This window comes from Methylobacterium sp. 275MFSha3.1 (genome assembly GCF_900108435.1).
In the GTDB taxonomy this organism is placed as follows: domain Bacteria; phylum Pseudomonadota; class Alphaproteobacteria; order Rhizobiales; family Beijerinckiaceae; genus Methylobacterium.
This window is the reverse complement of the sequence record NZ_FNWP01000004.1, coordinates 134,437-154,274: the sequence shown is the minus strand read 5'-3', so window position 1 is coordinate 154,274 and position 19,838 is coordinate 134,437. Positions and strand designations below refer to the sequence as shown.

Here is a 19,838-nt window from a genome sequence, read left to right as displayed (position 1 = left end):
CGCACGGTTATGCGACACGGATCGCGCAACAAGCAATTTCCGTGCGTCGCCCGGCCGTCCGGGCCGCTGGCAGGAACTTTGCCGCCCGGCCCCGCTTGACCGGCAGGTGGGCCGGCCGCCGGCCCGGGACTGCGCGATGAAGATCTTCCAGTGCCAGGCCTGCGACCAGCCGGTCACCTTCGAGGCGACCGCCTGCGAGAGCTGCGCGCGGCCGCTGGGCTACGCCTGCGCGGTCCACGAGGTCTCGGCGCTGGAGCCGCAGGGGCTCTCGGCCCACCCGCTGATGGGCGGCGCGCAGATCTTCCACGCCTACGCGGATCCCGGCCGGCGCTACCGGCTGTGCAACAACGCCCTCGCGCAGGCCTGCAACTGGCTGGTGCCGGAGGACAGCCCCGACATCTACTGCACCGCCTGCCGCCACAACCGCGTGGTGCCGGACCTGTCGCAGCCTTGGAACCTCGCCCGCTGGCGCCAGATCGAGGCGGCCAAGCACCGGCTGTTCTACTCGCTGCTGCGCCTGGAACTGCCGCTCGCCACCCGCGCCCAGTACACGGACGGGCTGGCCTTCGACTTCCTGGTCGACCCGTCCGAGAGCGTCTCCGGCGGGCCGCCGGTGCTGACGGGCCACATCAACGGCCTGATCACCATGAACATCGCCGAGGCCGACGACGTCGAGCGGGAGCGCCGCCGGATCCTGTTCGGCGAGCATTACCGCACGCTGCTCGGCCATTTCCGGCATGAGATCGGGCATTACTTCTGGTACCTGCTGGTGCTGAACAGCCCCGACTGGGACGCCTTCCGGGCGCTGTTCGGCGACGAGCGCCGCGACTACGTCCAGGCCCTGCAGGACCACTACGCGAGGGGCGCCCCCGCCGACTGGGACGAGGCCTACGTCTCGGCCTACGCTACGGCCCATCCGTGGGAGGATTTCGCCGAGACCTTCGCGCATTACCTGCACATCGTCGACACGGTGGAGACCGCCTCGACCTTCGAGCTGCACGTGCGCCCGCGCCTGCGCCAGCGGGGGCCTTCCGGGCCGCAGGCGCCGACCGTGATCGACTTCGACCCGTACAACACGGCCGACCTCGACCGGCTGATCGCCGCGTGGCTGCCGCTCACCTACGCGATCAACTCGCTGTCCCACAGCATGGGCCAGCCGGCGCTCTACCCGTTCAAGCTGACACCCGCGGTGATCGCCAAGCTCGCCTTCGTGCACGAGCGGGTCTACGCCTCCCGCACCGGCACCCTGCCGGATGCCGGCGCGGCGGGCGCCGAGATGCTCCGCGCGGTGATCCTGGGCCTGCGCCAGAAGGTGGCGGCGCCGACGGCGTGAGGGTGGCGGTCGCGGCAGACACAACGTCTCTGCGAGCGTCTCCGCGAGCGGCGCGAGGCGACGACGGTCGGAGGGGCGCCTCACGCCCCCCCGTGCCGCTCCGCGAAGGCGCGGAACGCCGCGAGCGTCTCGGCGCTGACGTGGTGCTCGATCCCCTCCGCGTCCCGCCGCGCGGTCTCGGGGCTCACCCCCAGCGCGCACAGGAAGCGCTCGACGATGCGGTGGCGCTCCCGGGCCTGGGCGGCGAGCCGGCGGCCGGCCTCGGTCAGGAACACGCCGCGATAGGGCCGCTGCTGGACGAACCCGTCCTCGCACAGGCGTTTCAGCATCTTGGCGACGGTCGGCTGCGCCACGCCGAGCCGGGCCGCGATGTCCACCTGCCGCGCCTCGCCGCCGTCGCCGATCAGGTCGTCGATCAGCTCGACGTAATCCTCCACGAGTTCCGAGCGCCGGGCCTCGCGGGCCTGGCGGAAGCTCTCCACGTGGCGCTCGGGATCGACCAGCGCGGTCTCGGGCGAGCCCGGCTCGGACGGTTCCTGCATCGGCTCTCCCCCACCGCGGCTCGCGCGGGCCGCCCCGACCCCTGTCTAGCAAACACCGCCACCTCGAGGGGAGTCCCGCGGGGCCGATACCGGCGGCCGCTGCCGGCCCCTTGAATCCTGGCCGCGAACCCTGAATATAGCCTCCGCTATATCTTTGAGGAGAGGGTTGAGCATGGTGGCGCCGAACGCCGCGACGGCCCCCGGGCGCGCCGCGCCCGGGGCGATGAGCCGGCGGACCGAGGGCGCCATCCGCGACGTCCTCGACGGCCGTCCCGGCGGCCGGGCCCGGTTCCTGCTGTTCGCCGGCCCCGCCGTGACGGCGTCGATCGCCTACATGGACCCGGGCAATTTCGCGACCAACATCCAGGCCGGCGCCCGCTACGGCTACGGCCTGCTCTGGGTGGTGCTGCTCGCGAACCTGACGGCGATGCTGTTCCAGGCCCTGTCGGCCAAGCTCGGCATCGTCACGGGCAAGAACCTCGCCGAGCACTGCCGGGACGCGACAACGCGGCCGGTGCGCCTCGCCCTGTGGGGCATCAGCGAGGTCGCCGCCATGGCGACCGACCTCGCGGAGTTCCTCGGCGGCGCGATCGGCCTGTCGCTGCTCACCGGCATGCCGCTCATGGCCGGCATGGCGATCACCGCGGTGGTCACCTACGCGATCCTGCTCCTGGAGCACGAGGGCTTCCGGCCGCTGGAGATCGCCATCGGCGCGATGGTCGGCACGATCGGCCTCTGCTACGCGGTCGAGCTCCTGATCGCGCCCGTGGCCTGGGGCGAGGCCGCCAAGGGCCTCGTCACCCCGCGGATCCCGGACGCGCAGGCGCTCACCATCGCGGTCGGGATCATCGGCGCCACCGTGATGCCGCACGCGCTGTTCCTGCATTCGGGCCTGACCCAGGGCCGGGGCAATCCCCGCACCGAGGCCGACCGGCGCCTGCTGGTCCGCTACTCGAACCGCGAGGTGGTGGTGGCGCTGCTGCTGGCGGGCCTCGTCAACATGGCGATGGTGATCATGGCGGCGGCCGCCTTCCACGTCGGCCACAGCGAGGTGGCGGAGATCGGCGAGGCCTACCGCACCCTGACGCCGCTCCTCGGGCCCGCCGCGGGGGCGGCCTTCCTGGTGTCGCTGCTCGCATCCGGGATCTCCTCCTCGGTGGTGGGCACGCTCGCCGGGCAATTGGTGATGCAGGGCTTCACCGGCTGGCGCATCCCGCTCCTCGTCCGCCGGCTCGTGACCATGCTGCCGGCCTTCGCGGTGGTGGCGATCGGCGTCGACCCGACGCAGGCGCTGGTCCTGTCGCAGGTGGTGCTGTCACTCGCCCTGCCGGTGCCGATGGTGGCCCTGGTGGTGTTCACCCGGCGCCGCAGCGTGATGGGCCCCTTCGCCAACGGGCCGCTCACCCAGGCCGCGGCCGTGGCGGGGGCCGCCCTGGTGCTCGCCCTCAACATGGTGCTGCTGGCGGTCGCCTTCGGGGTGCCGGTGCCGGGGCTGGAGTGAGAGCTTCGCCGGCAGATCCACCGGCAGCCCTGACGACGGCCCCGCTCAGGTCGCCCGCACCACCACCTCCACGAGGTTGGCGCCCCCCGACCGGATCCCGGCCTCGATCGCCGGGGCGATGTCGGCCGCCCGGGTCACCCGCCGGGCGGGCACGCCCATCGAGGCGGCCAGCGCCGGGAAGTCGATCCGCGGGTCGGTGAGGTCCATGGCGATGAAGCGGTTGGCGCGCACCGAGGCGTAGTGCGCCTGGCCCTTCATGAAGGTCTTGAGGATGTTGTACTCGGCGTTGTTGATCACCACGAAGGTGACCGGCAGCTTCTCGTGCGCCGCCGTCCAGAGGGCCTGCGGCGAGTACAGCGCGGCCCCGTCGCCGACCACGCAGACCACGGGCGCCCGGTCGAGCCCGAGGGAGAAGCCGACCGCGGCCGGCATGCCCCAGCCGAGCACGCCGCCGCGCATCGCCGCGTACTGGTGCGCGGAGGGGCTGTCGAGGAAGGTGCGCAGGTGGGTGAGCGTCGCGGGCGCCTCGTCCACGATGGTGGTCTCGGCCCCGACCGCGCGGGCGACCTCCCGGGCGGCGACCAGCGGCGCGATCACCGGATCCTCGAAGGCCGCGTCGGCGGCGGCGGCGAGCTTCGCCCGGCGCTCGGCCCGGGCGGTCACCGCCTGGGCGCGCAGGCCCGCGAAGGCGTCGGCCCGGTCGGCGAGGCGGGGCGCGAGCAGCGGCAGCAGGGCGTCGAGGGAGGCGCGGATGTCGCCCACCGTCGACAGGCAGGTGGCGTAGGTGCGCCCGAGGTCGCGCACGTCCGCCGAGAGCTGGAACACCTGCACCCCCGGCGGCACCGCCGAGACCTCCGAGTAGAGCACGGTGATCAGCGACTTGCCGCCGAGCGCGAACACCGCGTCGTAGCGCCCGAGGATGTCGGCGATGGCGTCGGCCCGGGTCGGCAGGTTCCCGGCCCAGAGCGGGTGCGCGGTGGGGAAGGGGATGTGGGCCGGCCAGGACGAGCCGTAGACCGGCGCCGCCAGCAGGTCGGCGAGCGCCACCATCTGCGCCGAGGCGTCCGAGGCGTCGATCTCGTCGCCCGCGATCAGCGCGAGGCGGCCCGGCGCGATGGCGGCGAGCTTCTCCGCGAGGCGGTCGAGGGAGCCCGCCACGGCCCGCTGGTCGATGGTCGAGGTCTCGCCGGCCGGCACCGCCGACAGCGCCTCCATCACGTCCATGGGCAGGGACAGGAAGACCGGCCCGGAGGGGGCGGCCCCCGCGTCGTGGAAGGCCCGGCGCAGCAGGATCGGGATCTGGTCCGGGCTCGTCACCTCGCGGGCCCACTTCATCACCGGGTCGGCGATGGCGACGAGGTCGCCCATCAGCAGCGGGTCGGTCAGGGCGTGGCGGAGATCCTGCTGCCCGGCGGTGACCACCAGCGGCGTGCCGGAGACCTGGGAATTCACCAGCCCGCCCATGGCGTGGCCGAGGCCGCCCGCCGTGTGCAGGTTGAGGAAGGCGGGCCGGCGGGCGCCCTGCGCGTAGCCGTCCGCCATCGCCACGGCGGTCGCCTCCTGCAAGGCGAGGATGTAGGCGATGTCCGGCGCCTCGGTGAGCGCGTCGATGAGCGGCAACTCGGTGGTGCCGGGATTGCCGAAGATGTAGCGCACGCCCTCCGAGCGCAGCACCTCCACCAAGAGGTCGGCGCCCCGGCGGCGGCCGGCGGTCTCCACGGTCTCGATCGGCATGCCCTGTCCTCTCCGACGGAATCAGCCGGAGGCTACCCCATGGGCGGACCGGGGCAATGCCGGCACCGCCCCCCCCCGCCGCCCCGCGCCGGGCGGCGACCGATCGGCAACCGATCGGCAGGCTTTTCGGCGTAGCCTCCGGCCGGGACGCGCCCGCGCCCCCGGGCGCAGGCCTGCCGATCCACGCCACCGACCAGGACGACACATCATGCGGATCGCGGCGCCCCTCGCGCTCCTCGCCACCCTGGTGGCTCCCCCGATAGCCCTCCTGGGCCTCGCCGCGGACGCGCGGGCGCAGGGGCTCGAGCGCGGGGCCCAGGAGGGCGCCTCGCGCGGCGAGGAGATGGCGGGCCCCCTCGGGGCGATCGTCGGCGGCGCGATCGGGGCGGCCGTGGGCACCGCCAACGGCATCCTCGGCGTCGACCGGCGGGAGCGGTTCCGCATCTACGCCCGCGGCGAGCGCCGCCCCTCCATCGCGCTCGCGGGACCCGTGCGGGTCGGCACGGTGCTCCCGGAGGACGGCATCGTGTACTACGATGTCCCGCGGGAGTTCGCTCTGCCGGATTACAGCTACACGATCGTCAACGACCACCCGGTCCTCGTCGACCCGCGCTCGCGCCGGATCGTGGAGGTGATCGACTGACGGCCCGGGCGGCCGGCCGGGGATCCGGCGCGAGGGAGAGGGCGAGCCGATGCCGAGAAGGATGGGGATCCGGGCGGTGCTCCCGTCGGCGCTCCCGGTGACGGGCCTGGTGACGGGCCTGGTGACGGGATGAGCGCGCGCGACGCCGCGGATGCCGGACGGCGGCACTGGTTCTACGACAGCCGGATCCTGGTCTGCATCTTCTGCCTGCTCGCGGTCATGGTCATCTTCTGGCAGGTGAGCCGGTTCGAGGGTTTCCAGCCGATCTTCACCTGCGCGCGCAATCAGGACGTCGATCGCGACCTGCTCTCCGTCGGGATGCGCGCCTGCATGGGCGACGCGCCCTCGCAGGCCGCCCAGGCGCGCTGCATGCACGTCGTCTACCTGCTGGCCTGCACGGACGAGCGGTGGCGCTGACGTCGCCGCGCGCGGGCCCGTCCGCGGCGGGGCGGGTTCCGCTCAGGCGCGCAGCTCCGCCACGAAGGCCCGGATGAACGGCGGCAACCCGTCGAGGTCGCGCAGGCACAGGGTCAGGTCGCGCCGCGCCCAGGCGTCGGCGAGGGGCACCACCGCGAGGGCGAGGCCCTGCGCGGCGCGGGCGGCGGCGCTCTCCGGCAGGATCGCCAGCCCGACCCGCGCCTCGACGAGCCGGCAGACGGCGTCGAAGTCCCGGAGCTGGACCCGCAGGCGCATCGGCCGCCCCTCGCGCACCGCCTGGGCGACGAGGAAGCGGCTGATGGCGCTGCGCCGGTCGAGGCCGACGAGGTCGTGGCCGAGCACCTCGGCGAACGGGATGGTCCCGCGCGCGGCCAGGGGATGGTCCCGGGCCGCCACCAGCACGAACCGGTCCTCCCGGAACGGGAAGGTCTGCAGCGAGCCGGTATCCACCGTGCCGGACAGGATGCCGAGATCGGCCGCCCCCTCGGCCACCAGACCGACGATCTCCTCGGAGGTGCGCTCGTCGATCTCGACGCCGATCCCGGGGTGATCGGCCAGGAAGGCCGAGAGCGCCTCCGGCAGGAATTCGGTGAGCGCGTTGGTGTTGGCCAGCACCCGGATCTGCCCGAAGGCGCTCCCCGAGAAGGCCGCCATCTCCTCGCGCAGGCGCTCCACCCCGGCCAGGACCTCCCGGGCATGGACGAGGAGCGCGCGCCCGGCCGGGGTCGGGCTGACGCCCTGCCGGCCCCGGGTCAGCAGGGCGGCGCCGAGGGATTCCTCCATCAGCCGGATCCGCGTCGAGGCGGCCGCCAGGGCGAGGTTCGCCCGCGCGGCCCCGTGGGTGATCGAGCCGGCCTCGACCACGTGCCGGAACAGGCCGAGATCGACGAGATCGAACCGCATCATCGCGAAGGCGCCTCCCGCCGCGCCGTCCGGCCGGCGCGTCCCGGGCCGCCCGGGACCCGTCCTGATCCGCGTCTCCGTCGGGGGGCTTGGCGACCGCGTCAACCCCGCCATCCCGGGGCCGCGCCGGGGCCGCCGCGGCGATCCCGGTTACAGACACGCCGATCCCTCAGGCGCCCCGGAGCGGGCGAAGCCAACTCTCCGCGGGTCGATCGTCGCGGCCCCACCGGTCTCCGACAAACGAAGACCCGAATTCGCACCCGCCAAGGCTCCGAGTAAAGTAAATCTCCTCAATATAGCCGAGAACGACGATTTACCGCCCGTTAATGCCGCATCCTTCAATGCTGCTCGACAGTCTTGCGAGGCGTCGCGGCGATGGTTCCTGTGTCGACATACCCGGTCCGGCGGCCGCCCCGGGATCGCCTGCGCCGGCCCGGGAGCCGCTGATGGACGCGCTCCTCGTCGACGACAGCGCCACCATGCGGATGCGGCTGCGCCTGCTGCTGGAGGCCAAGCCCGACGTGTCCGTCACCGATCACGGCGACCCGGTCGCCGCCATGGTCGAGGCGCGGACGCGGGCCTTCGACCTCGTCCTGGTCGACTGCCACATGCCCGACATCGACGGGATCGCCTTCATCCGGCAGATGCGGACCATCCCGCACTACGCCCAGGTGCCCATCGTGATGGTCACCAGCGACATCTCGGACGCGGTGCGGCTCGCCGCCCTGGAGGCCGGGGCGACCGATTTCCTCGACAAGTCCATGCAGGGCGTCGAGCTCACCGTCCGCCTGCGCAACCTGATCCGGCTCGCCCGGGCGGTGCGGCGGCTGGCCGAGCAGGCCGCTTGGCTCGACGGCGAGGTGGAGGCCGCCCTGCGCCACATGCGCGAGCGCGAGGAGGAGATCATCTTCCGCCTCGCGCTGGCGGTCGAGTACCGCGACAACGACACCGGCGATCACACGTGGCGGGTGGCCCGCTACAGCCAGATCGTGGCCGAGGGGCTCGGGCTGGCGCCGGAGATCTGCCGCAACCTCTACCTCGCGGCGCCGCTGCACGATGTCGGCAAGGTCGGCATCCCGGACGGCGTCCTGCTGAAGCCCGGCCGGCTCGACCGGGACGAGTTCGACCTCGTCAAGACGCACCCCGCGATCGGCCGGCGCATCCTGGGCGGGAGCGCCTCCGAGCTGATCCGGCTGGCCGCGGAGATCGCCGAGTTCCACCACGAGAAGTGGGACGGCGGCGGCTACCCGCACGGGCTCGCCGGCGCCGCCATTCCCCTCTCGGCCCGGATCGTCGCGGTGGCGGACGTGTTCGACGCCCTGACCACGGCGCGGCCCTACAAGGACGCGATGCCCTTCGAGGCGGCCCTGGACTGCATCCGCGCCGAGAGCGGCCGCCATTTCGACCCCGACTGCGTGGCGGCGTTCTGCGCGCGCTTCCCGGACATCCGCGTCGCCGGCGGGCGGACCCGGGCGGGCATGCGGCCGAGCGCCGGGCCGGTCACGGAACCCTGGGCCCGGGTCCCGACCCTCCTGCGCGAGGTCGCCCCCGCGGCGCCCGACCCGACGGGGTGGCGCGCCGACACCCTCGACAGGATCCTGGAGCCGTCATCGGCCCTGTCGGCGAACCCGGAGGCGTTTGCGCCGTTGATCCCCGACCCGCACGGATCACGGACGGAGCCGGACCATGACCCCGACCTGGAAGACGCTGCCGGAGATCGCCCTGGCGCACGGGATCTCCCTGGAGGATGCCCAGCGCCTCGTGGACGGGGCGAACTGCCCGAAGGTCTTCCGCGCGGACGGCACCGTCTACCTCATCTGAGCCCGTCCCATCCGGGCGCGTCCCATGCGGGCGCGTCCCATGCGGGTGCATCCCATGCGGGTGCATCCCATGCGGGCGCGCCCCGCGAGGCCGTCCCGGGCGGATGACGCGCGGCCCGGCGGGCCCTAACCTGCCGGCATGCGCATCGTCCACACGCCCGATTCGAGCCGGCACGATCCCGAGCGCTACATGCGCCGCGGCGCGCCGATCCCGCATCCCGAGCAGGCGGCCCGCTACGCGATCCTGCGGGACGCGGCCGTCCGGGGCGGCCACGACCTCGCCGAGCCGGCCGATCACGGCCTCGACCCGATCCGGGCGGTGCACGATCCCGACTACGTGGCGTTCCTGGCCGAGGCCTGGGCGCGCCGGGACGCGATCCCCGGCATCGGCGACGAGATCCTGACCGGGGCCTTCGCCCGGCCGCAGATGCACCGGAAGCCCGCCGGCCTCCTCGGGCGCCTGGGCCTCTACACCGCCGACACCTCGACGCCGATCCGCGCCGGCACCTGGGCGGCGGTCTACGGATCGGCGCAGTGCGCGGTCGCGGCCGCCGACGCTGCGCTGGCGGCGGGGCACGCCTACGCCCTGTGCCGCCCGCCCGGCCACCACGCCTACGCGGATTCCGCCGGCGGCTTCTGCTTCCTCAACAACAGCGCCATCGCGGCCGAGCGGATGCGCGCCGCGACCGGCGGCCCGGTGGCGATCCTCGACATCGACGTCCATCACGGCAACGGCACGCAGGGGATCTTCTACGCCCGCGCCGACGTGCTGACCGTCTCGGTCCACGCCGACCCGTCCGACTACTTCCCGTTCTTCGCCGGCTACGCCGACGAGACCGGCGCCGGGGCGGGGGCGGGGTTCAACCGCAACCTGCCGCTGCCGCCGGGCTCGGGGGACGCGCCCTGGCTCGAGGCCGTCGAGGCGGGCCTCGCGGTGATCGCCGCGCACCGGCCCCGGGCGCTCGTGGTGGCGCTCGGCCTCGACGCCGCCGCGGACGACCCGATCGGCGCCCTCGCGGTCTCCCGGGGGGGCTTCGTCGGGGCGGCGGAGCGGATCGCCCGGGCCGGGCTGCCCACGGCCCTGGTCCAGGAGGGCGGCTACCTCTGCGCGGCCCTGCCGGACAACCTCGCGGCCTTCCTCGCCGCCTTCGACGCTGCGCGCTGACCCGCGCGCCGCGGGCGCCGATGTGAAGGCGCGATGGGAAGGCGTGATGCGATCGTGATCGCCGGGGCGCCGGATCGGCCGCCCAGATATGGTCGACCCGATGCCACAACCGACCTATCAGGGCGGGGCGGGCGCCGCAGACGCGTCCCGGGCGGGAGGAGCGGGCGATGGACGCGGGCGACGTGGGCATGCGCGAGGCGGCCGGCGCACCGTGGCACGCGGGTCTCACCCGGCGCCACTGGCGGATCCTGTGGGGCAGCTATCTCGGCTGGATCTTCGACGGCTACGAGGCGGTGGCCCTGGTCTACGCCCTGCGCCCGGCGCTGGCCTCGATCCTCACCCCCGAGCAGGCCCAGGCGCCGGCCTTCTACGTGGGCCTCGCCATCGGCATCACGCTGCTCGGCTGGGGGATCGGCGGCCTGATCGGCGGGATCGCGGCCGACTACATCGGCCGCAAGCGCATGATGATGGTGTCGATCCTGGGCTACGCGCTGTTCACGGGGCTCACCGCCTTCGCGGAGAGCTTCACGCAGCTCGCCGTCCTGCGCTTCATCACCGGGCTCGCCATCGGCTCGGAATGGTCCACCGGCATCGCCCTCGTGGCCGAGACCTGGCCGAACCGGGCCCGCCCGAAGGGCTGCGGCTTCCTGCAATCGGGCTTCGGCGGCGGCGCGGTGCTCGCCGCCATCGTGTGGGCCGTGCTCGCCGCCACCGAGCCCCTGGGCGCGGAATCCTGGCGGATCCTGTTCGCGCTGGGCGCGCTGCCGGCCTTCGTGTGCCTGTACCTGCGCCGGGCGCTGGAGGAATCCGAGCAGTGGATGCGGGCGCTCAAGGCGCAGCGCTGGGCGGCCACCGCGGAGGACGCGGACCGGGCCCCGCGGAGCGCGCGGCGCCCGTTCTCCCTGACGGAGATCTTCCGCGAGCCCGAGAGCCGGCGGCGGGTCCTCCTCGCCACGCTCCTGTCCTTCGCCACCACGGTGGGCTGGTGGGCGGTCTCGTCCTGGCTGCCGGTCTACACGGAGGGGCTCGCCAAGGCCGCGGGCGCGCCGGCCAATGTCTGGGGCCCGCGCATGGGCATCGTCTACAATATCGGGGCGATCACCGCCTACGTGATCTCGGGCTTCGTGGCCGACGCGATCGGGCGCCGCGCCTTCCTGCTCGTGACCTATACCGGCTGCATCGCCACGTCGCTCGCCTGCTACCTCTGGACCGGCGGGCTGGTGCCGTTCATGGCGCTCGCCTTCCTGAACGGGTTCTTCACCCTGGGCTTCGCCTTCTCGTGGATGGCGATCTACCTCGCGGAGCTGTTCACCCCGGCGGTCCGGGCGACGGCGTCGAGCGCGGTCTTCAACGGCGCGCGGCTGATCGCCTGGATCTTCCCGATCCTGGCCGGCCAGATCGTGACCGCCTTCGGGGGCGTCGCCGCGGCGGCGCTGACCCTGTCGAGCGTCTACGTGATCGGCCTCGTCGTGCCGTGGTTCATGCCGGAGACGCGGGGCCGGCCGCTGCCGGAATAGGTCGGACCGGCCCCCGCTCGGTCGGAGCGGGGGCCGGTCCTGGTCCTAGTCCTCGTCGTCCTCGTCCTGGTGCCGGCCCTTGAGCTTGGCGAAGACCGAATCGGCGTCGAGCCGCTCCTCGCGGCCGCCGTGATCGTCCTCGTGGTCCCGCTCGTCGGCGTCGCGGGCCGTGGAGACCTCGGTCGGCAGCAGCGAGGCGCCGGATTCGGCCGCCACCGCGGCCGGGCGGTCGGCCGCCGCGCGCTGGACCTCGAAATCGAGGTTGATCTGGGTGGTCAGGCCGAGGGTGACCGGGTCCATCGGCTGGAGCGAGCCCGAGTTCCAGTGGGTGCGCTCGCGGATCTGCTGGATCGTCGACTTGGTGGTGCCCACGAGCCGGATGATCTGCGAATCCTTCAGCTCGGGGTGGTTGCGCAGCAGCCACAGGATGGCGTTCGGCCGGTCCTGGCGGCGGGAGAGGGGGGTGTAGCGCGGGCCCTTGGTGGTGCGCTTCACCTCCGGCAGCTTCACCTTCGAGACGGCGGGCTTGAGCTTGTAGTGCGGCGCCTTCTGGGCCTTCTCGATCTCGTCGCGGGTGAGCTGGCCGGTGGAGACCGGGTCGAGCCCCTTGATGCCGGCCGCGACCTCGCCGTCGGCGATGCCCTTCACCTCCAGCGGGTGCAGCTTGCAGAAATCGGCGATCTGCTCGAAGGCGAGCGAGGTGTTCTCGACCAGCCAGACGGCGGTCGCCTTCGGCATCAGCGGACCCTGGGACATGCTTCTCGTGCTCCGGCCTGGCGGGACGGGGGCCGGGCATCGGGCCGCGGGCTCCGGATGACCGATCCGGATGTCCCGTCTCACGCTGTCGAATGGGGATGACGCACTATAGGCCCGGGCGGGGAGGGGCGCAATCGCGGGTTGGACCCGTTCGGAGCCCGGCGTGCCGATTCTACCGGCGGCCGGATCACCGGCGCCGACTGGTCGCCCTCAGCGCGGGCGCACCCCGTCGAGGAACAGCCGCACCGCCGCCTGCCGCCGCCGCTCCTGCGCCTCCGGGTCGGTGGCGATGCCGTAGAGGGTCGCTTGGGATGACCGGCCGAGGACGAGGCTGAGGAACAGGTCGGCCGCGATCTCGGGATCCGCCACGGCGATCCGCCCGCGCCGGGCGAAGGCGTCGAGCAGCTGCGCCACGGCGCGCACGCCGCGCAGCCAGCCCTCCTCATGGGCGAGGCGGGCGAGCTCGGGGAACTGCAGCGCCTGGGCCACGAGGTTGCGCTTGAGCATCGCCGCGCCCGGCGACTGCCCGTGGGCCAGCAGGGTGCGGCTTAGATCCTCCAGGGCGGTCTCGACGTCGTCGCTCCCGCCCTGCGCGGCCTGGGCCTCGGCCGCGGCGGAGAGCGGCGCCAGCCACGCGGCGATCCGCTCGCGCAGGACCGCCTCGAACAGGGCCCGCTTGTCGCGGTAGCGCGCGTAGACCGTCGGCTTGCTCATCCCGGCGGCCTCGGCCACCGCGTCGATGGAGGTGGCGTCGAAGCCGCGCTCCAGGAACAGGGTCGTGGCGACGGCGATCAGGTGCGCCTCGCGCCGGGCCGCCTCCGCGCGGGTCGGCCGGCCGCCGCGCCGCGGTCCCGCCTCCACCCGCTCGATCTCCGTGACCGTCACCCCGCGATCCTCCTTGCTCACCACCGCCGTTCGTCTTATTAAAACGATACCGTACCGTTTTGATTCTGGCCAGACCCGATGGACGCACGTCGCAGCGACAGCTTCAAGAGCGCCGACCCGGTCGCGGGTGCGCCGGTCACCGCCCCGACCACCGCGGCTGTCACGCCCCCGGTCTCCGCGCCGGTCCCGGCCACCGTCTCCGCACCGGCGCCGCGCCGCCGCCGCGCGCGGATCGTGCTGCCCCTCCTCGGCCTGCTCGCGCTGGGCGGGACCGGGACCTACGGCTGGCACTGGTGGAGTGTCGGGCGCTTCCTCGAGGTGACCGACGACGCCTATCTCCAGTCCGACAAGGTCACGGTGGCGCCGCGCATCGCCGGCACCGTCGCGGCGGTGCTGGTCGGCGACAACCAGCCGGTGAAGGCCGGGGACGTCATCGCCCGCCTGGACGACCGGTCCTACCGGGTCCAGCTCAGGCAGGCCGAGGCCGAGGTCGAGAAGGACCGGGCGCAGATCCTGGGCGTCGCCTCGGCGATCGTCCAGCAGCGGGCGCAGGTCGCCTCGTCGCGGGCCGACCTCGCCAACGCCGAGGCCGCCCTCACCTTCGCGCAGCAGGAATACACCCGCTACCAGAACCTGCTGCAGACCGGGTCCGGCACGGTGCAGCGCCAGCAGCAGGCGGAGTCCGACCTGCGCCAGCGCCACGCCGCCCGCGACAAGGCCGCCGCCTCGCTCGACGCCGCGCAGAAGCAGATCGACAGCCTGAAGGCGCTCGAGGCCAGCACCCGCGCGAGCCTGGAGGGCGCGCAGGCCAAGGTCGAGGGGGTGAGGCTCGACCTGAGCTACACCACCATCGTGGCGCCGATCGACGGCGTGGCCGGCGACCGGGCGCTGCGGATCGGGCAGGTCGTCTCGGCCGGCACCGGGCTCCTGACCCTCGTGCCGATGGGCCGCGACATCTACCTCGTGGCGAACTTCAAGGAGACCCAGACCGGCCGCATGGTCGAGGGCCAGCGCGTCACCTTCACGGTCGACGCCTTCGGCGACCACGCGTTCCGGGGCCGGATCGAGAGCTTCTCCCCGGGCACCGGCTCGCAATTCGCGCTGCTGCCGCCGGAGAACGCCACCGGCAACTTCACCAAGGTGGTGCAGCGCGTGCCGGTGCGCGTCGCCCTCGACCCGTCGGATCCGCTCATCGCCCGCCTGCGCCCGGGCCTGTCGGTGGAGGCCACGGTCCACACCCAGGATCCGGTCGAGCCGGTGCGGCCCGCCCGGCCGAGGCCCGCTCCGGCCCTCGTCAGCGAGGCCCTGCCCCGATGAGTCCGGCCCCGATGAGTCCGGCCCCGACGAGCCCCGTGCCGGCCGTGGCCGTGCCCGAGGCGAAGGCGAGCGCCCGGGACTGGCTCGCCGTGTTCGGCGCGATCCTCGGCGCCTTCACGGCGATCCTCGACATCCAGATCACCAACGCGTCGCTCGCCGACATCCAGGGGGCGCTCGGCGCCTCCACCGAGGAGGGCAGCTGGATCTCCACCGCCTACCTGATGGCCGAGATCATCGTGATCCCGCTCACCGGCTGGCTGTCCTCGGTGATCGGCCTGCGCCGCTACCTCGCGGTGAACACCATGCTGTTCACCGCCTTCTCGCTGGCCTGCGCGCTGTCGACGACCTTGGGCCAGATGATCCTGTTCCGGGCCGGCCAGGGTTTTACCGGCGGCGTGCTGATCCCCACCGCCATCGTGATCGTGCGCACCCGGCTCTCGAAGGCGCAGCAGCCCATCGGCATCGCGCTGTTCGGGCTGACCGCGACCTTCGCGCCCGCGATCGGCCCGACGGTCGGCGGCTGGCTCACCGACAACCTGTCGTGGCACTACATCTTCTACCTGAACCTGATCTTCGGACCCGTGGCGGCGGCGATCCAGCTCGGCGCCTTCGACAGCGTGCCGGCGCGCTGGGGCGAGCTGCTCAAGGGCGACTGGATCGGCATCGGCCTGATGGCGATCGGCCTGCCGGCCCTGACCTACGTGCTGGAGGAGGGCCAGCGCAAGGACTGGTTCGGCTCGCAGGTCATCGTGAACATGTCGCTGCTGGCGGTGGCCGGCATCGCCGGCTTCATCGTCCGCGAGCTCACGACCGAGCGCCCGTTCATCAACCTGCGGGTCCTGGCCAACCGCTCGGTCGGCGGCGCCTGCGTGCTGATGACCGTGCTGGGCGCGGTCTCGTTCGGGTCGATCTACATCATCCCGGTCTACTGCGCGCAGATCCAGGGCTACAACGCCCAGCAGATCGGCTACGTGGTGATGTGGTCGGGCCTGCCGCAGCTCGTCCTCTTCCCGATGATGCCGCTGCTGATGCGGACCTTCGACGCCCGGGTGCTGGTGGTCACCGGCACGCTGTTCTTCATCGCGAGCTGCTGGATCAACGTCGGCCTGACCCACGATGTCGGCGCCGACCAGCTGATCCTGCCGCAGCTGATGCGGGCCGTCGGCCAGCCGCTCTTCACCATCCCGCTGTCGCAGCTCTCCACCGTCGGCCTCGCCCCGCGCGACACCGCGGACGCCTCCGCCCTGTCGAACATGATGCGCAACCTCGGCGGCTCGATCGGCATCGCCATGCTGTCGACGATGATCGACCGGCGGGAGCACTTCCACTTCTCGATGCTGGCCGAAGCGATCACCGTCAACGCCACCCGCACCCAGGACCGGCTCGCGGCGCTCGCCGCCGGGATGCACGCCCGCATCGCCGACCCGCTGGCCGCCAAGGGCGTCGCGCTGGGCCAGCTCGCCGCCCAGGTCCGCCGCGAGGCCTACGTGATGGCCTACGCGGACGGGTTCTGGCTGGTGGGCGTGAGCCTCGTGGCGAGCCTCGCCGTGGTGGCCATCCTCAAGAAGCCGCAGCGCGCCGCCGGGCCTGTGGAGGCGCACTGAGCGGCCGGGGTCCTACCGCCCCGGCAGGTTGTGGACGATCGGGAAGAACGTGTCCTTCCAGTCCTTGGGCTCGGTCTTGATGGTCTTCATCGCGTGGAAGTGCCGGGCCTGGAGCATGATGCCGTAGGGCGTGGTGGAGAAGTTCGTCCCGGGCTCCTTCATGATCTCGACCAGGGTCTCGGGGGGCGTCTTCTCGTTGGTGGCCGCGACGTAGTCCTTGGCGGCCTTCAGCGGATCCCGGGCGATCTCGGCATTGGCCTCGTCGATGGCGGCCACGATGGCGGCGGCGAGCTTCGGGTTGCGGTTGTACCAGCCGGTCCGGGCGTAGAAGATCGCGTTGCTCACCGGCTCGCCGACCATCTCGTAGGAGTTGAGCACCTTGTGGATCGCCGGGTCCTGCAGCTCGCGCTGCTGGAACGGCGGCAGCGAGAAGTGGCTGTTGACCTCGTTGTGCGGGCTCGCCAGCGCCGCCACGGCGTCGGGATGGCCGAGCTGGACGGTGAGCGGGTCGAGCTTGGTGGCGTTCTCGGGCCCGAACGCCTTCTTGGCGGCGATCTGCAGCAGCACAGCCTGGGACGAGACCTTCACGGAGGGCAGGGCGATCTTGTCCTTGGACGAGAAGTCCTTGAGTTCCTTCACGTCCGGATTGCGGGTGAGCAGCATCATCGGCGTGGTGCCGACCCCGCACAGGCCCTTCACGTCGCCCTTGGTGCGGTCGTTGAGCAGCAGCATGTTGGTCGAGCCACTGTCGACGATGTCGATGTTGCCCGAGAGCAGCGCGTCGTTGCCGGCGGCGCCGCTCGTCAGGTTGACCCACTCCACCGTGACGTCCCCGAGGCCCGCGGCCTTGGCGTGCTTCTCGATCAGCTTGTGCTGCTCGGCCAGCACCGCGGGCAGGTAGACGAAGCCCGGCTGCCGGCTGATCCGGACCTTGGCATCGTCGGCCCGGGCGGGGGTGGCGAGCGCCAGCCCGGCCAGTAGGAGGACCGATCCCGCCCGCAGGAGCCGACGCCGGCCCGGCAGCAGCGAGCCCGTCCGAGACGTACGCACCATGACGCTTCTCCCTGTGGCCCGGCGCGATCCTGAGCGGCGCCGGGCTTTCGTTGGACGGGGAGTGGACAGGCTCGGGCCGGCGCGCGCAAGGCCGTCTTCACGCTCCGCTAACGCAGAAGCTGCAAAATATCGCAGGTTGAAATCATCTTCTTGCAATCATCATCGCGGGGGCGCGGGTGAAGATCGGGCTCGGAGCGAAGCTCCACACCATCACGGCCACCGCGCTGGTCGGCATCGTCGCGGTCTCGGGCATCGGGCTCGTCAGCCTGAAATCCCAGGTCGAGCAGGACCGGATGGCCAAGACGCGGAACCTCACGGACGTCGCCTACGGGGTCGCGGCCTATTTCGAGGGCGAGGAGCGGGCCGGGCGCCTGTCCCGGGCGGACGCGCAAGGCGCCGCGATCCGGGCCCTCAAGGCCCTGCGCTACGACGACAAGGAGTACTTCTGGGTCAACGACATGCAGCCCCGCATGGTCGCCCACCCGATCAAGCCCGAACTGGAGGGCAAGGATCTCGCCGCCGTGCAGGATCCCACCGGCAAGCGCCTGTTCGTCGACTTCGTCGAGACGGTGAAGCGGCAGGGGCAGGGCTTCGTCGACTATTACTGGCCGAAGCCCGGCGCCGACGCCCCCGTGCCGAAGCTCTCCTACGTGCGCGGCTTCGCCCCCTGGGGCTGGGTGATCGGCACCGGCATCTACGCCGACGACACCGCGGCGATCCTGCGGGACGCGGCCTGGAAGGCGGCGGCCGGCATGCTCGTGGTGGTGGCGCTGATCGGCCTGCTCGCGGCGCTGATCGGCCGGCGGCTGACGCGGCCGCTGCGCGCGCTGAACGGCGCCATGCACCGCCTCGCGGCCGGCGAGACCGCCGTGCCGGTGCCGGCACGGGAGCGCCGGGACGAGATCGGCGCCATGGCGGGCGCCGTGCAGGTGTTCAAGGACGCGCTGATCGCCAAGGCCGAGACCGACGCCCGCGCCGCCGCCAGCGCCGACGGGGATGCCCGGCGGGCCGCCGCCCTCGACCGGCTGACCCGGTCCTTCGAGACCCGGGCCGGGACCCTGAGCCGCGGCCTCGCGACGGCGGCCGCCGACCTCGAGGCGACGGCGCGGACGCTGACCGTCACGGCCGCCCACACCACCGAGCGCACCGGCGCGGTGGCCGCGCAGGCGGCCGGCACCTCCGCCGACGTCCAGACCGCCGCGGCGGCCACCGAGGAGATGTCGGCCTCGGTCCAGGAGATTGCCGGGCAGGTGAACCGCGCCTCGGAGATCGCCGGGCAGGCCGCGATCAGCACGCGCCAGGGCGAGGCGACCGTGCGGGCGCTCGCCGCCGGCACCGAGAAGATCGGCGACGTGGTCGGGCTGATCGCCTCGATCGCCGGCCAGACCAACCTGCTGGCGCTCAACGCCACGATCGAAGCGGCCCGCGCGGGCGCGGCCGGGCGCGGCTTCGCGGTCGTCGCCTCCGAGGTGAAGGCGCTGGCCGAGCAGACCGCCAAGGCGACCGAGGAGATCTCCGGTCAGATCGGCCGGATCCAGGGCGAGACCCGGGACGCGGTCGCGGCGATCGGCGCGGTCGGCCGGACCATCGAGGAGATGCGCGGCATCGCGGTCGGGGTCGCGGCCGCCATGGAGGAGCAGAACGCCGCCATCCAGGAGATCGTCCGCGGCGTGGCGAGCGCCGCCACCGGGGCGCAGGGCGTGTCCGAGAACGTCGTCGACCTGCGCCGCGGCGCCGACGAGACCGGCAGCGCCTCCGAGCAGGTGCTGGCGGCCGCACGCGACCTCACCCGCGGCTCGGACGAGCTCGACCACGCCGTGAAGGCCTTCCTGGCGGAGGTCCAGGCTGCCTGAGGGCGCGGCCTGAGGGTGGCCTGAGGAGCGGGGCCCCGCGGGCGGGCAGGGCGGCGCTCAGCCCGCGGAGAAGCCCCGGACCGCGGCCCGCACCAGCGCGTCGATCATCGGCCGCACGTCGCTGACCCCGAGGGGACCCAGGCTGCCGAGATCGGCGAGATAGGTCATGCCGTGGACGCTGGACCACAGCGCCCGCGCCATCACGGGGATCGCCGCCTCGCCGAGGCGGCCGCCGTCGCGCAGCACCCCCTCCAGGATCCCGAACAGGGCCGCGATGTCGGCCTGCACCGAGTCCGGCGCCGCCACCGTGCGACGCTCGAAGATCGCCGCCCAGGCGGCGTGGTGCTCGGCCGCGAAGGCGAGATACGCGTCGGCCAGGCACAGGAGCCGCGCCTCTGTCTCCCGCGACGGACAGGCCGCCAGCGCCCCCGCGAGGGTGTCCCGGAGCCGGCGCATGGTGACGGCGTTCGCCTCCAGGCGCAGCACTTCCAGGCTGTCGAACTGCGTGTAGACCGAGCCGACCGCCGTGCCGGCCCGCTCCGCGACGCCGCGGGCGGTCAGCGCCGCCGCGCCGCCCGCGTTCAGGATCGCCACCGCGGCCGCGATCAGGGCCTGGCGATCGGCCGCCCGATCGCCGGGCTCCTTCCGCGGCCGCCCCCTCACTTTTTTATGAACCTCGTTCATTTTATCCCTTGCGGCCCGGCACGTCCCGTGTTTACTTGTTTCATGAACGACGTTCAATCAAATCCGGACGCGGTCCGGCCCGTCGTTCCC

General features: G+C 73.0%; 17 protein-coding genes. 10 read left to right on the top strand and 7 right to left on the bottom strand.

Annotated features, from left to right (window positions below; translation table 11 throughout):
• Window positions 1-136 precede the first annotated feature (136 nt).
• Window positions 137-1,333 carry a zinc-binding metallopeptidase family protein gene (locus BLW78_RS05685; RefSeq protein WP_026604947.1) on the top strand — a complete coding sequence of 399 codons (1,197 nt, stop codon included), beginning with the start codon at window positions 137-139 and terminating at the stop codon, window positions 1,331-1,333.
• 80 nt (window positions 1,334-1,413) lie between these two features.
• On the opposite strand, the gene mntR is transcribed toward BLW78_RS05685, so the two are convergent.
• Complete coding sequence (gene mntR, locus BLW78_RS05680; RefSeq protein ID WP_020093314.1) at window positions 1,414-1,875, bottom strand: manganese-binding transcriptional regulator MntR; 462 nt, start codon at window positions 1,873-1,875, stop codon at window positions 1,414-1,416.
• 172 nt (window positions 1,876-2,047) lie between these two features.
• Between mntR and BLW78_RS05675 the strand changes: the two genes are divergently transcribed.
• A complete protein-coding gene (locus tag BLW78_RS05675; protein ID WP_020093315.1) occupies window positions 2,048-3,376 on the top strand; it encodes an Nramp family divalent metal transporter in 1,329 nt (442 codons plus the stop codon).
• A gap of 45 nt (window positions 3,377-3,421) precedes the next feature.
• Here BLW78_RS05675 and BLW78_RS05670 read toward each other — a convergent pair whose 3' ends face one another.
• Window positions 3,422-5,110, bottom strand: a complete 1,689-nt coding sequence (locus tag BLW78_RS05670) for a thiamine pyrophosphate-binding protein (protein WP_091677460.1) — start codon at window positions 5,108-5,110, stop codon at window positions 3,422-3,424.
• 208 nt (window positions 5,111-5,318) lie between these two features.
• On the opposite strand from BLW78_RS05670, the gene BLW78_RS05665 reads away from it, so the two are divergent.
• Together BLW78_RS05665 and BLW78_RS05660 are read left to right on the top strand one after the other, a co-directional pair.
• Window positions 5,319-5,753 (top strand): DUF1236 domain-containing protein, encoded by a 435-nt coding sequence (locus tag BLW78_RS05665; protein ID WP_091677457.1) that lies wholly within the window; start codon window positions 5,319-5,321, stop codon window positions 5,751-5,753.
• Between the two features lie 129 nt (window positions 5,754-5,882).
• Window positions 5,883-6,170 carry a hypothetical protein gene (locus BLW78_RS05660; protein WP_091677455.1) on the top strand — a complete coding sequence of 96 codons (288 nt, stop codon included), beginning with the start codon at window positions 5,883-5,885 and terminating at the stop codon, window positions 6,168-6,170.
• A gap of 42 nt (window positions 6,171-6,212) precedes the next feature.
• Here BLW78_RS05660 and BLW78_RS05655 read toward each other — a convergent pair whose 3' ends face one another.
• On the bottom strand, window positions 6,213-7,097 hold the full coding sequence (locus BLW78_RS05655) for a LysR family transcriptional regulator (RefSeq protein WP_091677452.1): 885 nt from the start codon (window positions 7,095-7,097) through the stop codon (window positions 6,213-6,215).
• A 443-nt stretch (window positions 7,098-7,540) separates the two neighbouring features.
• On the opposite strand from BLW78_RS05655, the gene BLW78_RS05650 reads away from it, so the two are divergent.
• The 3 genes from BLW78_RS05650 to BLW78_RS05640 all read left to right on the top strand — a co-directional run bounded on the left by BLW78_RS05650 (window position 7,541) and on the right by BLW78_RS05640 (window position 11,596).
• Window positions 7,541-9,022 carry an HD domain-containing phosphohydrolase gene (locus BLW78_RS05650; protein WP_091677450.1) on the top strand — a complete coding sequence of 494 codons (1,482 nt, stop codon included), beginning with the start codon at window positions 7,541-7,543 and terminating at the stop codon, window positions 9,020-9,022.
• 31 nt (window positions 9,023-9,053) lie between these two features.
• Window positions 9,054-10,079, top strand: a complete 1,026-nt coding sequence (locus BLW78_RS05645) for a histone deacetylase family protein (protein WP_091677447.1) — start codon at window positions 9,054-9,056, stop codon at window positions 10,077-10,079.
• A gap of 167 nt (window positions 10,080-10,246) precedes the next feature.
• A complete protein-coding gene (locus BLW78_RS05640; RefSeq protein ID WP_091677444.1) occupies window positions 10,247-11,596 on the top strand; it encodes an MFS transporter in 1,350 nt (449 codons plus the stop codon).
• Between the two features lie 45 nt (window positions 11,597-11,641).
• Here the strand turns inward: BLW78_RS05640 and BLW78_RS05635 are convergent, their stop codons facing one another.
• Together BLW78_RS05635 and BLW78_RS05630 are read right to left on the bottom strand one after the other, a co-directional pair.
• Entirely contained in the window at window positions 11,642-12,352 is a 711-nt protein-coding gene (locus BLW78_RS05635) for a DUF1013 domain-containing protein (protein ID WP_020093323.1), read from the bottom strand.
• 210 nt (window positions 12,353-12,562) lie between these two features.
• On the bottom strand, window positions 12,563-13,258 hold the full coding sequence (locus BLW78_RS05630; RefSeq protein WP_234080757.1) for a TetR/AcrR family transcriptional regulator: 696 nt from the start codon (window positions 13,256-13,258) through the stop codon (window positions 12,563-12,565).
• A gap of 57 nt (window positions 13,259-13,315) precedes the next feature.
• On the opposite strand from BLW78_RS05630, the gene BLW78_RS05625 reads away from it, so the two are divergent.
• The gene (locus BLW78_RS05625; protein ID WP_091677441.1) at window positions 13,316-14,554 is read left to right on the top strand and encodes an HlyD family secretion protein; all 1,239 of its coding nucleotides are present in this window, start codon (window positions 13,316-13,318) and stop codon (window positions 14,552-14,554) included.
• An 11-nt stretch (window positions 14,555-14,565) separates the two neighbouring features.
• A complete protein-coding gene (locus BLW78_RS05620; RefSeq protein ID WP_042669795.1) occupies window positions 14,566-16,158 on the top strand; it encodes a DHA2 family efflux MFS transporter permease subunit in 1,593 nt (530 codons plus the stop codon).
• Window positions 16,159-16,170: 12 nt separating this feature from the next.
• Here the strand turns inward: BLW78_RS05620 and BLW78_RS05615 are convergent, their stop codons facing one another.
• Window positions 16,171-17,211, bottom strand: coding sequence for an ABC transporter substrate-binding protein (locus BLW78_RS05615; RefSeq protein WP_091677438.1), 1,041 nt, complete (start codon window positions 17,209-17,211; stop codon window positions 16,171-16,173).
• A gap of 176 nt (window positions 17,212-17,387) precedes the next feature.
• Here BLW78_RS05615 and BLW78_RS05610 point away from each other — a divergent pair, with 176 nt between their 5' ends.
• Window positions 17,388-19,064, top strand: a complete 1,677-nt coding sequence (locus BLW78_RS05610; protein WP_020093328.1) for a cache domain-containing protein — start codon at window positions 17,388-17,390, stop codon at window positions 19,062-19,064.
• Between the two features lie 57 nt (window positions 19,065-19,121).
• Here the strand turns inward: BLW78_RS05610 and BLW78_RS05605 are convergent, their stop codons facing one another.
• Window positions 19,122-19,748 carry a TetR/AcrR family transcriptional regulator gene (locus BLW78_RS05605; RefSeq protein ID WP_026604950.1) on the bottom strand — a complete coding sequence of 209 codons (627 nt, stop codon included), beginning with the start codon at window positions 19,746-19,748 and terminating at the stop codon, window positions 19,122-19,124.
• Window positions 19,749-19,838: the final 90 nt, after the last annotated feature.

Coding starts and splice junctions, on each gene's coding strand:
- BLW78_RS05635 (WP_020093323.1), bottom strand. CDS start 12,352: ATGTCCCAGGGTCCGCTGATGCCGAAGGCGACCGCCGTCTGGCTGGTC.
- BLW78_RS05685 (WP_026604947.1), top strand. CDS start 137: ATGAAGATCTTCCAGTGCCAGGCCTGCGACCAGCCGGTCACCTTCGAG.
- BLW78_RS05665 (WP_091677457.1), top strand. CDS start 5,319: ATGCGGATCGCGGCGCCCCTCGCGCTCCTCGCCACCCTGGTGGCTCCC.
- BLW78_RS05620 (WP_042669795.1), top strand. CDS start 14,566: ATGAGTCCGGCCCCGACGAGCCCCGTGCCGGCCGTGGCCGTGCCCGAG.
- BLW78_RS05615 (WP_091677438.1), bottom strand. CDS start 17,211: ATGGTGCGTACGTCTCGGACGGGCTCGCTGCTGCCGGGCCGGCGTCGG.
- mntR (WP_020093314.1), bottom strand. CDS start 1,875: ATGCAGGAACCGTCCGAGCCGGGCTCGCCCGAGACCGCGCTGGTCGAT.
- BLW78_RS05655 (WP_091677452.1), bottom strand. CDS start 7,097: ATGATGCGGTTCGATCTCGTCGATCTCGGCCTGTTCCGGCACGTGGTC.
- BLW78_RS05650 (WP_091677450.1), top strand. CDS start 7,541: ATGGACGCGCTCCTCGTCGACGACAGCGCCACCATGCGGATGCGGCTG.
- BLW78_RS05625 (WP_091677441.1), top strand. CDS start 13,316: ATGGACGCACGTCGCAGCGACAGCTTCAAGAGCGCCGACCCGGTCGCG.
- BLW78_RS05640 (WP_091677444.1), top strand. CDS start 10,247: ATGGACGCGGGCGACGTGGGCATGCGCGAGGCGGCCGGCGCACCGTGG.
- BLW78_RS05605 (WP_026604950.1), bottom strand. CDS start 19,748: ATGAACGAGGTTCATAAAAAAGTGAGGGGGCGGCCGCGGAAGGAGCCC.
- BLW78_RS05675 (WP_020093315.1), top strand. CDS start 2,048: ATGGTGGCGCCGAACGCCGCGACGGCCCCCGGGCGCGCCGCGCCCGGG.
- BLW78_RS05670 (WP_091677460.1), bottom strand. CDS start 5,110: ATGCCGATCGAGACCGTGGAGACCGCCGGCCGCCGCCGGGGCGCCGAC.
- BLW78_RS05660 (WP_091677455.1), top strand. CDS start 5,883: ATGAGCGCGCGCGACGCCGCGGATGCCGGACGGCGGCACTGGTTCTAC.
- BLW78_RS05645 (WP_091677447.1), top strand. CDS start 9,054: ATGCGCATCGTCCACACGCCCGATTCGAGCCGGCACGATCCCGAGCGC.